This window comes from Stutzerimonas kunmingensis (genome assembly GCF_032106285.1).
GTDB lineage: Bacteria > Pseudomonadota > Gammaproteobacteria > Pseudomonadales > Pseudomonadaceae > Stutzerimonas > Stutzerimonas kunmingensis_B.
In genome coordinates this window covers 17,899-32,116 of the sequence record NZ_DAMCPO010000037.1, presented here as the reverse complement: position 1 = coordinate 32,116, position 14,218 = coordinate 17,899, and the positions used below count along the sequence as shown (strand labels likewise).

Genomic DNA, 14,218 nt, shown 5'->3' with positions numbered 1-14,218 from the left:
ATGGCGGGATGAAGGTGTGAATCGGCACCGGTGGTACTCCAAGGCTGACGCGGCTACGACCAGCATAGACCGCTGGAGCGCGATGGATCGACCGCCGATCCAGAGGGCGCGACGAGATGGCGCGGCACGCGCGGCGCACCCTTGGCGCGTTCTGCTGTCACTTGTGCTGGACCCCGTTTTTACCGTCATCGACGACGCGGGCGCTCATTTGACGAGGAGTTGTTGCCCATGTTCGGATTGGAAGCACTAGAGCTGGCGCGCGTCCAGTTCGCTTTCACCATAACCTTTCACATCATCTTCCCGGCGATCACCATCGGGCTCGCCAGCTTTCTCGCCGTGCTCGAGGGGCTCTGGCTGAAGACCCGGCAGGAGGTCTATCGCGACCTCTATCACTTCTGGCTGAAGATATTCGCGGTCAATTTCGGCATGGGTGTGGTGTCGGGAATCGTCATGGCGTACCAGTTCGGCACCAACTGGAGTGCCTACTCCGAGTTCGCCGGCAGCGTCACCGGTCCGCTGCTGGCCTATGAGGTGCTGACCGCGTTCTTCCTGGAGGCGGGTTTCCTCGGGGTCATGCTGTTCGGCTGGAATCGGGTTGGCGAACGCCTGCATTTCTTTTCCACGCTCATGGTGGCCGTGGGCACGCTGATCTCGACCTTCTGGATTCTGGCGTCCAACAGCTGGATGCACACGCCGCAGGGGCACGAGATCATCGACGGCATCGTGGTGCCGGTGGACTGGCTGGCGATCATCTTCAACCCGTCGTTCCCTTATCGACTGGCGCACATGGCGGTCGCCGCGTTCCTCGCCACGGCGTTCTTCGTCGGCGCGTCGGCGGCCTGGCAGCTGTTGCGCGGCAAGGACAACCCGGCGATCCGCAAGATGCTCTCGATGGCCATGTGGATGGCCCTCCTGGTGGCACCGGTGCAGGCGGTGATCGGTGATTTTCATGGGCTGAACACCCTCGAATATCAGCCGGCGAAGATCGCCGCGATGGAAGGGCACTGGGACAACTCCGAAGGCGGGCCGACGCCACTGTTGCTGTTCGGCTGGCCGGACATGGAGGCCGAGGAAACGCGCTACAAGATCGAGCTTCCCTATCTGGCCAGCCTGATCCTCAATCACAGCCTGACCGAACCGATTCCGGCGCTGAAGGACTTCCCGCCCGAGGACCGGCCGAACTCGACGATCGTGTTCTGGACGTTCCGGATCATGGTCGCGCTCGGCCTGCTGATGATCGTCACCGGTATCTGGAGTCTGCTGTTGCGGCGGGGCGACCGGATGTACAGCTCACGCGCGTTCCTGCGGCTGGTGTTGCTGATGGGGCCTTCCGGGCTGATCGCCATCTTGGCTGGCTGGTACACCACCGAGATCGGGCGTCAGCCCTGGGTGATCTATGGCCTGATGCGCACCGCCGATGCCGTATCCAATCACGGCGCCGGCCAGCTGGGGCTCACTCTCGCGATGTTCGTGGTCGTCTACTTCGCCGTGTTCGGGGTGGGCATGGTGTACGTCCTGCGCCTGGTGCGCATAGGTCCGGTGATCAGCGAAGGGCGCGAGAAAGGTACCGGTGGGCCCGGCGAGGCGCGCACGCCGATGCGACCGATCTCCGCGGCGGACGAAGCCCTTCCCGAGGGACAAAGCGATCAACTGGGCGAGAGGAACTGAGCCATGGGTATCGATCTTTCACTGATCTGGGCGGTGATCATCATCTTCGGCATCATGATGTACGTGGTGATGGACGGTTTCGATCTCGGCGTCGGCATCCTTTTTCCCTTCGTGCAGGACGCCTCGGAGCGCGACGTGATGATGAACACCGTTGCGCCGATCTGGGACGGCAACGAGACCTGGCTGGTACTCGGCGGTGCCGGGCTGTTCGCCGCGTTTCCGCTGGCCTATTCGGTGGTGCTGTCCGCGCTCTATCTGCCGATCATCTTCATGCTGATGGGGCTGATCTTCCGCGGCGTGGCGTTCGAGTTCCGCTTCAAGGTGGTCCGCGAGCGCCAGCATGTCTGGGACAAGGCCTTTATCGGCGGCTCGCTGGTCGCCACCTTCTTCCAGGGCGTGGTGCTTGGTGCATTCATCAGCGGGTTGCCGGTCGAGGATCGGGCCTATGCCGGCGGGGCACTGGACTGGTTGACGCCGTTCTCGCTGTTCTGCGGACTGGCGCTGATCGTTGCCTATGCGCTGCTCGGCTGTACCTGGCTGATGATGCGCACTGCCGGCGACCTGCAACGGCGCATGCACGACATCGGCATTCCGCTGGTGTGGGCGGTGCTGGTGGTTACCGGCATCGTCAGCCTGTGGACGCCGCTGACCCATCCGGATATCGCCGAGCGCTGGTTCAGCATGCCCAACCTGCTGTATTTCATGCCGGTTCCGGTGCTGGTGCTGCTCTGCGCATTCGGACTGCTGCGCTCGATTCAGCGCTACGCCAACTACACGCCATTCCTGCTGACGCTGGCGCTGATCTTCCTCGGCTATAGCGGTCTGGGCATCAGCCTCTGGCCAAACATCATTCCTCCGTCGGTTAGCATCTGGGAGGCGGCCGCACCGCCTCAGAGTCAGGGCTTCACCCTGGTCGGAGCACTGCTCATTCTGCCGCTGATCCTGATGTACACGGCCTGGAGCTATTACGTGTTCCGCGGCAAGGTCAGTGCCGAGGACGGGTATCACTGATGGCTGATCTGGATAACAAGCCGCCCGCACAGCCTGAGCAGCGACCGCTCTGGCAGCGCATGAGCTGGTTGGTGCTGATCTGGAGTGGCAGCGTGCTGGCGCTCGGCATCGTCGCCTGGCTGCTGCGCCTGGCGATGAATGCGGCGGGGTTGTCTTCACCCTGAAGGCGCGCCCCGGTTTGGGGCGTGCCACTCGCGCGTGCCCCGTGATCTGGCCGCCCGCGAGGCTCAAGGCACGTCACGATTCCTTCATTTGCCGGTTGTAGCCTGCTGGCATGAACCTTGATGCACAGACAGGCATCAAGCCTTGGGCAACCGCCGACGACTGAGGAATCTAGCGATGGACGACTATCAGGACGAACTACTGGAATGGCATGCCGCTGAGCAGGATCACCCGGACTGTGCCGACGATGCGGTCGAACTCTGAGCGCCGCTCGCATATGCGCCGTTTACGCGCCGCGCCGCTGCGCCCGGCGATAGTCTCCCGGCGTCTGCCCGCTCCAGCGCTTGAAGGCACGCTGAAACGCCTCGGCTGAGGAAAAACCAAGCAGCCAGGCGATCTCGCCGAAAGCGGATTCGGTGTCGCGAATGTAGGCCATCGCCAGGTCGCGGCGGGTGTCGTTGAGGATCGCGCGATAGCTGCTGTCTTCCTCGGCCAGCTTGCGTCGCAGTGTCCAGGCCGGCATTTGCAGACGTGCAGCGATCTGTTGCAGGTCCGGCTCCTGGCCCTTGAGCATCGGCCCGAGAATCTGTGCGACCCGCTCGCGCAGACTGCGGGTGCGGGTGCGCCGTTCCAGTTCGGCTTCACACAGCTCCAGCAGATGCCGCCAGGTGCCGGGGCAATGATCCGGGTTGCGCAAAGCCAGGCTGCGCTGATCCAGCTGCAACTGATTCGCTTCGGCGCCGAAGATTACCGGCCGGCCGAACTGCTCGTCGTAGCGCGAGGCGTAGTCAGGGGCTTCGAACTCGATGTGGATCGCCATCGGCACCAGCGGCTGACCGCTCAAGCGGCTGAGCTGCGAGATCCAGCTGGCGAGCACGGTATCGACGACGAAGCGGTTGTAGGCGTTGTAAGGGCTGATGGAATAAAAGCGCAGCCAGGCGCCTGACGCATCTTCGTGAAAACTCGAACTGCCGCGGTAGTTGGATGCGTACAGCGCCTCGTAACGGATCAGCGCCCGTGCCGCTTCGCGCACGGTGGGCGCCTGAGCGGCGGTCAGCCCAGCGAGGCCGAGGTGCCCGGGCTTGCGCAGGCGGCCCATCTCCAGGCCCAGAGCGGGATCGCCAGCCAGCTGGATTGCCGCATGCCCGAGCCGCATGTAACGGGGGATCGAGAGGCGGGCATGCGGCTCAGCGAGCCGCTCGCCATCCAGTCCGTAGGCCAGCAAAAGCGGCTGAGGGTCATGGCCGTACAGCTGCAACGCATCGTTAAGGCTGTGCAGAAAGCCGACCGACAGATCGCCCAGGCGCACCCGTTGCGCATTCATGGGGTGCTGCCGAGCCATTGATTGCGTACCTGGACCGGGACGCCGTGGCCCGGGGGCGCCGGGCGGCGCGGCGAGCCGAGCAGATTCCAGGGCAAGGCGAGGGTATGCACGGCCATGTGCGGTCTTGCGCTGAGCGCGTCGGAATGTGTACTGCCACAGCTCGCCTGCGGATCTGCCAGCGCGCCGGGTACAGCCAGCAGTTTCGCTTCGGCAGGCGGTTGCTCGAGGTAGGCATCGCAGCCCAGCAGCACTGCCAGCGAGCCCGCCGGTGTTTCAATCAGCCGTCGACGCTCGGGGATGGGGGCAACGCTGTAGCGGCGTTCGTAACGGCTCAACGCCTGCTTGTACTGCAGCGTTCCGAGGGGCTTGCCGCGACCGTCAAAGGTCAGGCTTACCTGGCGCAGCGGGCCATCGCCGATCATCAGCTGATCGTTCTCCAGATAGGGCTCCGGCAGCACGATCGAGCCAGCCACCAAGGTAACGCCGAACTCTCTGGCGAGGCCGCCGAAGACGTTCTGGTATTCCTCTGCCATCTGTCGGGCCTTGAGTCGCAACACCGCACCGGTACGCCGATCGTCGCCCTGATTATCCGGCAGGGCGCGCAGATAGCTGCCGGGATTGCTGAGCGCCATCCACTGCATCGCATCGCGCAGGGTGCGGGCCTGCTGCACTTCCGGCTTTTCGCCCAGGGCGAACAGGCCAGTGCCAACGTGTTCGGGGAGCACCACGACGGTTCGCTCGCTGAGCATTCCGGCTTCGGCCGCCTGCTTGAGGTAGGTGCGAAACTTGAGTTGCAGCCGCTCGCGGCTCTGGTAGTCGGCTGGCTGCAGCCGCGTCTCGATGCCCAGCAGGTTGCCTGCGCTTCCGGCCTGCCCGTGGTCCTCAATGGGTAGCGTACGCAGATCGGACAGCAGTGGGCCGCTACGACGGTCTTGCGTCCAGTCGAGGTAGACGGCAAATGAGGCTGCCGCGAGGACGAGCAACAGCACGATATTGATTGAGGTGCGCATGTGAGGCAGGGCAGTGAGGGATTGCGTCAGCGTAGGTAACGCGGCGCCTGTTGCCAAGCTTTTTGCGCAGAAGGATCAAAAAGTTGTCACTTTGGATCATTGAGTACGGCACCTTCGCTGTTTATCGTCGCTGCATACCGACCGTAGCCCCATGAGGCTCGGCACTCGTCATGATGAGGATGCTTCGATGACCGCTTTCCCGAAACTGCTGGCTCCGCTCGATCTGGGCTTTACCACCTTGCGCAACCGTACCCTGATGGGATCCATGCACACGGGCCTGGAGGAAATGCCCAACGGCTTCGAGCGGATGGCGGCATTCTTCGCCGAGCGCGCTCGCGGCGGCGTCGGCCTGATCGTCACCGGTGGCGTTGGCCCCAATGAGGAAGGCTCGGTGCGCGCCGGGGCGGCCAAGCTGTCCACGCCGGAGGAGGCCGAAGAGCACAAGATCGTTACCCAGGCGGTTCACGAAGCTGGCGGCAAGATCTGCATGCAGATCCTGCATGCCGGGCGTTACGCCTACAGCCCGCAGCTGGTGGCGCCGAGCGCTATCCAGGCGCCGATCAATCCGTTCACCCCGCGCGAACTGGACGAGGAGGGCATCGAGAAGCAGATCCGCGACTTCGTCAACTGCGCAAGCCTGGCCCAGCAAGCCGGTTATGACGGCGTCGAGATCATGGGTTCGGAAGGCTACTTCATCAATCAGTTCCTGGTGGCGCACACCAACCACCGCACCGATCGCTGGGGTGGCAGCTACGAGAATCGCATGCGCTTGCCGGTGGAGATCGTGCGCCGCGTGCGCGAAGCGGTGGGCAGCGACTTCATCATCATCTATCGCCTGTCGATGCTCGACCTCATCGAAGGCGGCAGTGTCTGGGAAGAGGTGGTGCAGCTGGCCAAGGCCATCGAGCAGGCGGGCGCCACGCTGATCAATACCGGCATCGGTTGGCACGAGGCGCGGATTCCGACCATCGCCACCAAGGTGCCACGCGCCGCGTTCACCAAGGTGACCGCCAAGCTGCGGGGCGAGGTAAGCATTCCGCTGATCACCACCAACCGGATCAATACCCCGGAGGTCGCCGAGCAGGTGCTGGCCGAGGGCGATGCGGACATGGTCTCCATGGCGCGGCCGTTCCTCGCCGATCCGGAATTCGTCAACAAGGCCGCCGCCGGTCACAGCGAGCGCATCAACACCTGCATCGGCTGCAACCAGGCCTGTCTGGACCACACCTTCAGCGGCAAGCTGACCACCTGCCTGGTCAATCCGCGTGCCTGCTACGAAACCGAGCTGAACTACATCCCCACTACCGCGGTGAAGAAGATCGCCGTCGTCGGTGCCGGGCCTGCGGGGCTCGCCGCTGCGACCATCGCAGCGGAGCGCGGTCATGAGGTGACGCTGTTCGATTCGTCTGCCGAAATCGGCGGGCAATTCAATGTTGCCAAGCGGGTGCCGGGCAAGGAGGAGTTCTACGAAACCCTGCGCTACTTCAAGAACCGCCTCGAAGAAACCGGAGTCGAGGTTCGTCTGAACACCCGCGCGACGGTGGAAGCGCTGCTGGCCGGTGGCTTCGACGAGATCATCCTGGCGACCGGGATCGCGCCGCGAGTGCCTGCAATTCCCGGGGTCGACCATCCGAAGGTGATTGGCTACCTGGATGCGATTCTGGAGCGCAAGCCGGTCGGCCAGCGCGTCGCGGTGATCGGCGCAGGCGGTATCGGCTTCGACGTGTCGGAATACATCACCCACGACGGCGAATCCACCAGCCTGGATCGTGAAGCCTTCTGGAAGGAGTGGGGTATCGATCTCGGGCTGTCGGTGCGCGGCGGTATCGCCGGCATCCAGCCGGCTCCGCATGCGCCCAAGCGTCAGGTCTATCTGCTGCAGCGCAAGAAGTCCAAGGTGGGTAACGGGCTGGGCAAGACCACTGGCTGGATCCACCGTACCGGACTGAAGAACAAGCACGTGCAGATGCTCAATTCGGTGGAGTACCTGCAGATCGATGACGCCGGACTGCACATCCGCGTGGGCGAAGGCGAGCCGCAGGTACTGCCGGTGGATACGGTGATTCTCTGCGCCGGGCAGGAGCCGTTGCGTGAGCTGCAGGAAGGGCTTGAGGCCGCTGGCGCGCGGGTGCATCTGATTGGTGGCGCGGACGTCGCCGCCGAACTGGACGCCAAGCGCGCGATCAATCAGGGCTGTCGCCTGGCTGCGGCGCTCTAGGCCAACGGCACATCCGCAAAGAGGATCACGCATGGAAACTGCAATCGCGCTGCAACCGGGGGCTGCCAATAGCCTGCAGGCCTGGCACCGAATGATCGCTGAGCGAGACCTGAGCCGGCTGCCAGAGCTGCTGCATCCGCAGGCGGTGTTTCGCTCGCCGATGGCTCACACGCCGTATGAGGGGGCAGCGACGGTGAACCTGATCCTCAACACCGTGCTGCAGGTTTTCGAGGACTTTCGCTACCACCGTGAGCTGGCCAGCGCTCAGGGTGCGGATGTAGTCCTCGAGTTCAGCGCCCGGGTGGGTGACCGTGAGCTCAAGGGCATCGACATGATCCGCTTCGATGACGAAGGGAAGATTGTCGAATTCGAGGTCATGATCCGGCCCATGAGTGGCTTGCAGGCCCTGGGCGACGAGATGAAGCGACGTCTCGCTGCCTACCGCGGCAAGTGATTTAGCTAAGCTCATCGCAAATCCGCTGGGCGCCTGGTCGAACGGCGTCCGATGCGGCGACTCCCTGCCAACCCAGTCACATTGCCTGCGCGAACATTTCCCCTAAACTTGCGGCACCAACGGGACGACGGCATCGGATGGCCGCTCGTTTCGCTAATCGCTGGCTCGCAGTTGCGGGCGATAAAGGAAATCGAGCATGCAGAACAAACCGCAGATGGTCGAAGCCGTCCTGTTCTTCAATGAGGGCTCCATCTGCAAGGAAATGCTGTATCCCGAGTTCGAAGCGGTGCTGGATGGGGTGGTCGCTCTACCCGAGTTCGCAGACCGCCAGATGCATGCAGTCTACGTAATGATCAATCCGCGGCTGCAGGTGCGCGCCGCGGTGTTTTTCTGTCTCGACTTCAATGATGACGGCTCTGCCGACGCCGGTTGGAACATTCCCCTGCGTCAGTTGGCCGAGCGTACCGGGCGTGGTCCGGACATGGGGGCCGGACCGATTCGCCTGGCCTGCCGCAGCCAGTGCCCGGTCTCCTGGCACCAGATGCACATGTGGGATCCCAAGGTCGGTCCCGAACGCAATGATCTGGTTGTGTTGCGCGAGACCATCAAGCGCAACCAGCTCGGCCTGCTGGTCGAAGAGGAGACGCCTCAGGCCGTACCTGCGGAACGTCTGCAGATGGTCGCCGAAGACACCTGGTATGCAGCCGAGGCCGGCAAGGAAGCAGCCGCGAAACGTTCCGAAAGCCATGAGCGTGAACAGCGGCAGAAGGCTGCGCTGCTGATCAAGCAACAGCGCCAACGCATTACCAACCTCGAGCGTCTGCGCGAAGAAGACGCGCTCAAGCTCACGGCTGCCGCGGAGAAGGAACGCAAGGCACTGCAGGAGGAGATCCGCACGCTGCAGCAGAAATTGCAACAGCAGACCGAGCTGAACGCCAGCCTGCATGCGCAGATGACCGCCCAGGGCGAGAGTTTCCAGAAAGCGCGTGAGGAAATGAGCAAGCAGCTGCGTACGCTGGAGGTCAGCGGTCGGGTTGAGATCGGCGCCGCCCGGGAGCAGTTCGAGCATGAAGCCCAGGCCCGTATCGCGGCGGCGATTGCGGAGTACAAGGAGCAGGTGGCGATCCGCGATGTCGAGCTGGCCTACCGCAACGAACTGGATGCACAGCTGGAAGAGGAAATCCAGCGGCTCAAGACCGAGTGCGAAACGCTGCGCCACAGCGGTGACCGGGTGCTGGAGGAACTGTCTCGACAAGGGGTCGTGTTCATGGCCTACCACCCGGGTGCCGGGCATCTGACGATCGCATTGCAGGACCTGGCCCGCTACCGCGCCAATCCTCTGGCTTATGCGGCTGCCAAGTGCTTTGTCTCCGAGGAGCAGTACCGACAGTGGCTGGAGCATTATCAGAAGCCGGCCTGCGTCGCGGCGCTTTCCAGCGGTGAGCGTTGCGCGATGCCCCTGGACAAGATTGATGCGCCGAGTCGCTTCGTGATCGGCGAATCCAACTGCTGCGCCCGGCACCGCAAGGAAGACCGGCAGCGCACCGGCAGCTGAGCGGTTTGTCCTCCGTTCAATCCGATCTCGGCTTCGATGCTCCGCTGATCCTGCAGCCGCTGTCATTGGACTGGCTCGCGCGCAGCGGGGTCGAGGTTGCGGTGCTGCGGCTCGATCTGCTGGATCCCGAGCTGTCCGGCAACAAGTGGTTCAAATTGGTAAAGCATCTCGATGCAGCGCGTTCTGTCGCTGCGCCGGGGCTGATCAGTCTCGGCGGCCCGCACTCCAATCATCTGCATGCGCTGGCTGCAGCCGGCCGCCGACTCGGCCTGCCTACTGTCGGCCTGCTGCGCGGCCATGAGCAGGTAACGCCAACGGTCGCCGATCTACGTGGCTGGGGCATGCAGCTGCATTGGCTCGGCTACGCAGGGTACCGGGAGCGCAATCTGCCTACCTTCTGGACGCCATGGCGAGCGCGATATCCAGGTTTCTACTGCATCCCTGAAGGTGGCGGCGGTTTGCCCGGCGCCCTGGGGTGCGCCGGACTCGTTCCGAGAGTGGAGTCCGCGCTCGCGTCGCTCGGCTGGAAGGACTACGACGCGCTCTGGCTGGCCGCCGGCACCGGGACGACGCTGGCAGGTCTGGTCATCGGCGAGGCAGGTAGGCATCGGGTGTTCGGCGCGCTGGCAGGGCCGCCTTCCCACGCCGTCGATGCCGGCGTCGCCAACTTGCTCGCGCAAGCCGGTATGGCGTCCAGCGGCTATGAACTGCTGGACGCCAGTCGTGGCGGATTTGGTCGCTTCGACAGGGAGTTGGCGCAGTTCATTCTCGATACCGAGCGCCAGGGTGGCGTGCCGCTCGATCCGATATACACTGCAAAGACCATGATGGCATTGCGCCTTTATGTCGAGCGCGGTTATTTTCCCGCCGGCACGCGGCTGATATTCGTCCATACCGGTGGACTGCAAGGGCGCCGTGCTGCTCAGGGCCAGCTGCAGAAGCTGATTGACGGATAGACGTTTGGATTTTCTCGGATGAACAAACCGCTGCACCCCGATCAGCTGCGTAATCTGGTCCCGCTCAATGGCTTGTCGCCACGCCAGTTGTGGGAGCTTCGCGTGCGCATAGTGCCCCTCGCGCTTGCGCCTGGGCAGTTGCTCGACCTTGTTGATGAGCTGAGTTCGAAACGTCATTACCTGATGTCGGGCAGCCTGCTGTTGACCGATCACGACGGGCAGCCAACGCGGCTGGTGGCGGGCACATCGGCTGCTCTACACAGCCTTGCTGCGGGCCGCCTGCAGGAGGCGAGGGCGCTGGATGACTGCCAGCTGCTGACGGTGGACAGCGCGGAGTTGGAGCGGCTGCTTTCCTGGCGCCAAGCCCTGCAAGATGTGCTGCTGCAGCTGTCGATGGAGGGCGAGGACGGGGAGTGGCTGGAGCGCCTGCTGGAGAATCCGCTGTTCGCCCAGGTTCCACCGGCAAATATTCGCAGCATGCTCAGCCGCCTCGTGGAGATCGAAGTATCCGCCGGGCAAACCCTGCTACGTGAAGGGGAAGCCGGGGACTGCTGCTATTTCCTCAAGAGCGGCTGCGCGCAGGTCCTGAAGGCCGCCGGCAGCAGCGAGCAGCTGTTGGCCGAGCTGGAACCCGGAGCCTGTTTCGGCGAAGAGGCGCTACTCGAAGAGCGACCGCGTAATGCCAGTGTCGCGATGGTCGAGGATGGTCGGGTGCTCCGCCTGGCGCGGGCGGACTTTCTCGAGCTGCTCAAGGCACCGGTGGTTGGCGAAGTCGATCTGGATGGCGTGGCTGATCTGCTGGCGTGCGGTGCGCAGTGGCTGGATGTGCGTCTGCTTGATGATTACGAGCAGGGCCATGCCATGCAGGCGCTGCACATGCCGCTGCACCTGCTGCGTTTGAAAACCCGTCTGCTGGACCCGCAGCGGCCCTACCTTTGCTATTGCGAAAGCGGCAAGCGCAGCGCCAACGCGGTGTTCCTACTGACGCAGCTCGGCTTCACCGCCTATGCGCTGCGTGGTGGACTCGACGCACTTGGTACCGAGGACCGCGCTGCACTGCTTTGGGAGTGTGGCACGGGTTACCTGGCGCGCTCCGACGGCCGAATCGACCGCAGCCTATGATCCGCACCGCCCCATCCCGACCTTTGTCAGACGGCCGCCCTGCGAAGCGCAGTGTGCCGACGAATCTCGCGTCGGGCGCTGCGGGCCAGGCGCACGCTGAGCAACAGAGCTGCGCAGCTCAGGCCGGCGATCAGGCCTTGCCATAGACCGGCAGGCCCACTGGCGGCGCCGAGGTGGTCGGTCAGGCCGAGCAGATAGCCCAACGGCAAACCGATCCCCCAGTAGGCGAAGAGGGTGTAGACCATCGTCATGCGGGTGTCCTGATAGCCGCGCAACGCGCCAGCAGCCGTGACCTGAACCACATCGGAGAACTGGAACAGCGCGGCGTAGAGGAACAGGCTGGCAGCGACGGCGACCACGGCCGGATCCGGGGTATAGATTCGCGCGATCTGCTCGCTGAACAGCAGCATGGCGCTGGCGGAAAAGCAGGCATATACCAGGGCGGCGCCGATCCCGACGCCGGCGACAAAGCGAGCGTCGCGTGGAGCGTTGCGGCCCAGCTCCTGACCAATACGCACGGTCACCGCCATACCCAGCGACAGTGGAATCATGAAGATCAGCGACGTGAAGTTCAGTGCGATCTGGTGACCGGCGACGACCGTTGCCCCGAGGGCGCCGATCAGCAGGGCGATCACCGAGAAGATGCTGGCCTCGGCAAACACCGCGACCCCGATTGGTACGCCGACCGAAAGCAGATGACGCAGCATCGGCCAGCGTGGCCATTCGAAGTGGGAAAACAGCTGACTGGCCTGATAGGCCGGTGCGCGCTTAACCCAGACGCTCATCGCCACCAACATGAACAGCATCACCAATGCCGTGGAAACGCCGCAACCGACACCGCCCATCGCCGGCACGCCGAACTTGCCGTAGATGAACACATAGTTCAGCGGAATGTTCAGCAGCAGGCCGAGGATACCGATCACCATGCTTGGCCGCGGATGGCCCAGTCCGTCGCTGAAGCAGCGCAGCACCTGATACAGCGCGACCGCCGGGAAGCCGCAGGCGACGGCGCGCAGGTAAGCCATGGTCGGATCGACCAGCGCTTGATCGACGCTCAGCAGATGCAGGACGGGCTCCGCGTTCCACATCAATGATGCACTGAGCACACCGATGCCGCCGCCCATCCACAACGCCTGGCGAACCAGCGGGCCGATTTCGCCATGCCGCCCTGCGCCGAAGCGCTGTGCGACGTTCGGCGTGGTCGCCAGGGTGATTCCGCAGACGAGCAGATAGACCGGCACCCAGATCGAGTTGCCTAGCGCGACGGCGGCCAGATCCTGCGGGCTTACGCGTCCGGCCATAACGGTATCGACGAAACCCATCGCCGTGCTGGCCAGCTGGGCGATCATCATGGGTAGGGCAAGGGCAAAGAGGGTGCGCAATTCGAGGCGGACCCGTCTGAGTCTGAGCTCAGTGGGCATTACAGGGCGTTCCGGTTGTATACAAGAAGCGCGCTAGTCTACGCCGCGTGGCTACGCTCAGGAAGGCGGCAAAGCAGTGGCAAGCCGTCTAGAATGTGCTCCCCCTCACCGGAGCCGTGCAATGCATATCCTCGCCGATGAAAACATTCCGCTGGTCGATGAGTTCTTTGCCGGTTTCGGCGAGATTCGCCGCATGCCCGGCCGCAGCATCAATCGAGCCGCGCTGGAGAATGTCGACGTGCTGCTGGTGCGCTCGGTGACGCGGGTCGACCGCGAGATGCTGGAAGGCAGCGCAGTGCGATTCGTCGGGACCTGCACGATAGGCACCGATCATCTGGATCTGGATTATTTCGAGCAGGCCGGCATCGAGTGGGCCAGCGCACCGGGGTGCAACGCGCGGGGCGTGGTCGACTATGTGCTGGGCAGTTTGCTCGCGCTGTCGGAGGTGCGCGGTGAAGCGCTGGCCCGGCGGCGCTTCGGTGTGGTCGGTGCCGGTGAGGTGGGTGGGCGGCTGCTCGAAGTGCTGCGCGGGCTTGGCTGGGACGTGCGCGTCTGCGATCCACCGCGGCAGGTCCGCGAGGCAGGCGATTTCGCCTCGCTGGATGAGATCCTCGCGGAGTGCGATGTGATCAGCCTGCACACGCCGCTGACCCTGGGGGGCGACTGGCCGACCTTTCACCTGTTCGATCAGGCGCGACTGTCGAGGTTGCGACCCGGTACCTGGCTGATCAATGCCAGTCGGGGGGCTGTGGTGGACAATGCCGCGCTGCGCGACCTGCTATTGCAGCGGCCGGACCTGGAAGCCGTGCTGGATGTCTGGGAAGGCGAGCCTCAGGTCGACGTCGCACTGGCCGGCTTGTGCCGTATCGCTACGCCGCACATCGCCGGGTATAGTCTGGATGGCAAGCTGCGTGGTACGGCGCAGATATACGCGGCGCTTTGCGCTGCGCGTGGTGTCGAGCCGGCTATCGAACTGGCGCAGCTGATGCCCGGCCCGGCACTCACCGAGCTGGCGTTTGCATCCTCCGCAGAGCCCGCCGAGATGCTGGCCACACTGTGCCGGGCGGTCTACGACCCGCGACGCGACGATGCCGACTTCCGCCGCAGCCTGCTTGGCGATGAGGCGCAGCGTCGGGCCGGGTTCGATCTGCTGCGCAAACAGTATCCGCCGAGGCGCGAGATCGATGGCCTCAAGGTGCGGATCGGCGGGCACAACCCGGCGCTGGCTACGATAGTCGAGGCGCTTGGTGCGCGATTGCTGGGCTAGCCGGCGGTTCGAGTGCAGCCCGGATGCAATTTCCATCCTGCTCCGCTAGC

General features: G+C 64.0%; 12 protein-coding genes. 9 read left to right on the top strand and 3 right to left on the bottom strand.

The genetic code is table 11. The features are described 5' to 3' along the window. The first annotated feature begins 228 nt into the window (after window positions 1-228). Genes RT582_RS20495 through RT582_RS20485 form a run of 3 tightly spaced genes read left to right on the top strand, consistent with a single transcriptional unit; the run spans window position 229 to window position 2,843 of the window. Window positions 229-1,668, top strand: a complete 1,440-nt coding sequence (locus RT582_RS20495) for a cytochrome ubiquinol oxidase subunit I (RefSeq protein ID WP_313479650.1) — start codon at window positions 229-231, stop codon at window positions 1,666-1,668. Window positions 1,669-1,671: 3 nt separating this feature from the next. Further along, the gene (cydB, locus tag RT582_RS20490; RefSeq protein ID WP_003301390.1) at window positions 1,672-2,679 is read left to right on the top strand and encodes a cytochrome d ubiquinol oxidase subunit II; all 1,008 of its coding nucleotides are present in this window, start codon (window positions 1,672-1,674) and stop codon (window positions 2,677-2,679) included. Beyond that, on the top strand, window positions 2,679-2,843 hold the full coding sequence (locus RT582_RS20485) for a DUF2474 domain-containing protein (protein WP_023446339.1): 165 nt from the start codon (window positions 2,679-2,681) through the stop codon (window positions 2,841-2,843). Before cydB ends, RT582_RS20485 begins: the two co-directional genes overlap by 1 nt. 284 nt (window positions 2,844-3,127) lie before the next feature. On the opposite strand, the gene RT582_RS20480 is transcribed toward RT582_RS20485, so the two are convergent. Further along, window positions 3,128-4,165 carry an AraC family transcriptional regulator gene (locus tag RT582_RS20480; protein ID WP_041014199.1) on the bottom strand — a complete coding sequence of 346 codons (1,038 nt, stop codon included), beginning with the start codon at window positions 4,163-4,165 and terminating at the stop codon, window positions 3,128-3,130. Beyond that, window positions 4,162-5,175 carry a carbon-nitrogen hydrolase gene (locus tag RT582_RS20475; protein ID WP_046620056.1) on the bottom strand — a complete coding sequence of 338 codons (1,014 nt, stop codon included), beginning with the start codon at window positions 5,173-5,175 and terminating at the stop codon, window positions 4,162-4,164. Before RT582_RS20475 ends, RT582_RS20480 begins: the two co-directional genes overlap by 4 nt. Before the next feature lie 187 nt (window positions 5,176-5,362). On the opposite strand from RT582_RS20475, the gene RT582_RS20470 reads away from it, so the two are divergent. From RT582_RS20470 to RT582_RS20450, 5 genes are all read left to right on the top strand, one after another. Continuing rightward, window positions 5,363-7,393 (top strand): NADPH-dependent 2,4-dienoyl-CoA reductase, encoded by a 2,031-nt coding sequence (locus RT582_RS20470; RefSeq protein ID WP_255849040.1) that lies wholly within the window; start codon window positions 5,363-5,365, stop codon window positions 7,391-7,393. Window positions 7,394-7,424: 31 nt separating this feature from the next. Continuing rightward, entirely contained in the window at window positions 7,425-7,847 is a 423-nt protein-coding gene (locus RT582_RS20465; protein WP_014820531.1) for a nuclear transport factor 2 family protein, read from the top strand. Between the two features lie 196 nt (window positions 7,848-8,043). Next, entirely contained in the window at window positions 8,044-9,402 is a 1,359-nt protein-coding gene (locus RT582_RS20460; protein ID WP_213574904.1) for a chromosome partitioning protein ParA, read from the top strand. 5 nt (window positions 9,403-9,407) lie between these two features. Next, window positions 9,408-10,358, top strand: coding sequence for a 1-aminocyclopropane-1-carboxylate deaminase/D-cysteine desulfhydrase (locus RT582_RS20455; protein ID WP_044314035.1), 951 nt, complete (start codon window positions 9,408-9,410; stop codon window positions 10,356-10,358). Between the two features lie 18 nt (window positions 10,359-10,376). Then, window positions 10,377-11,480, top strand: coding sequence for a cyclic nucleotide-binding domain-containing protein (locus tag RT582_RS20450; RefSeq protein WP_044314034.1), 1,104 nt, complete (start codon window positions 10,377-10,379; stop codon window positions 11,478-11,480). 26 nt (window positions 11,481-11,506) lie between these two features. Here the strand turns inward: RT582_RS20450 and RT582_RS20445 are convergent, their stop codons facing one another. Then, window positions 11,507-12,901, bottom strand: a complete 1,395-nt coding sequence (locus tag RT582_RS20445) for an MATE family efflux transporter (protein ID WP_125877452.1) — start codon at window positions 12,899-12,901, stop codon at window positions 11,507-11,509. Between the two features lie 121 nt (window positions 12,902-13,022). Between RT582_RS20445 and pdxB the strand changes: the two genes are divergently transcribed. Next, the gene (pdxB, locus tag RT582_RS20440; RefSeq protein ID WP_313479644.1) at window positions 13,023-14,168 is read left to right on the top strand and encodes a 4-phosphoerythronate dehydrogenase PdxB; all 1,146 of its coding nucleotides are present in this window, start codon (window positions 13,023-13,025) and stop codon (window positions 14,166-14,168) included. Window positions 14,169-14,218 lie beyond the last annotated feature (50 nt).

Excerpts from the sequence above, each read along its gene's own strand:
- RT582_RS20470 (WP_255849040.1), top strand. The coding sequence starts at position 5,363 with ATGACCGCTTTCCCGAAACTGCTGGCTCCGCTCGATCTGGGCTTTACC.
- RT582_RS20450 (WP_044314034.1), top strand. The coding sequence starts at position 10,377 with ATGAACAAACCGCTGCACCCCGATCAGCTGCGTAATCTGGTCCCGCTC.
- RT582_RS20480 (WP_041014199.1), bottom strand. The coding sequence starts at position 4,165 with ATGAATGCGCAACGGGTGCGCCTGGGCGATCTGTCGGTCGGCTTTCTG.
- RT582_RS20475 (WP_046620056.1), bottom strand. The coding sequence starts at position 5,175 with ATGCGCACCTCAATCAATATCGTGCTGTTGCTCGTCCTCGCGGCAGCC.
- RT582_RS20445 (WP_125877452.1), bottom strand. The coding sequence starts at position 12,901 with ATGCCCACTGAGCTCAGACTCAGACGGGTCCGCCTCGAATTGCGCACC.
- RT582_RS20460 (WP_213574904.1), top strand. The coding sequence starts at position 8,044 with ATGCAGAACAAACCGCAGATGGTCGAAGCCGTCCTGTTCTTCAATGAG.
- pdxB (WP_313479644.1), top strand. The coding sequence starts at position 13,023 with ATGCATATCCTCGCCGATGAAAACATTCCGCTGGTCGATGAGTTCTTT.
- RT582_RS20495 (WP_313479650.1), top strand. The coding sequence starts at position 229 with ATGTTCGGATTGGAAGCACTAGAGCTGGCGCGCGTCCAGTTCGCTTTC.
- cydB (WP_003301390.1), top strand. The coding sequence starts at position 1,672 with ATGGGTATCGATCTTTCACTGATCTGGGCGGTGATCATCATCTTCGGC.
- RT582_RS20465 (WP_014820531.1), top strand. The coding sequence starts at position 7,425 with ATGGAAACTGCAATCGCGCTGCAACCGGGGGCTGCCAATAGCCTGCAG.
- RT582_RS20485 (WP_023446339.1), top strand. The coding sequence starts at position 2,679 with ATGGCTGATCTGGATAACAAGCCGCCCGCACAGCCTGAGCAGCGACCG.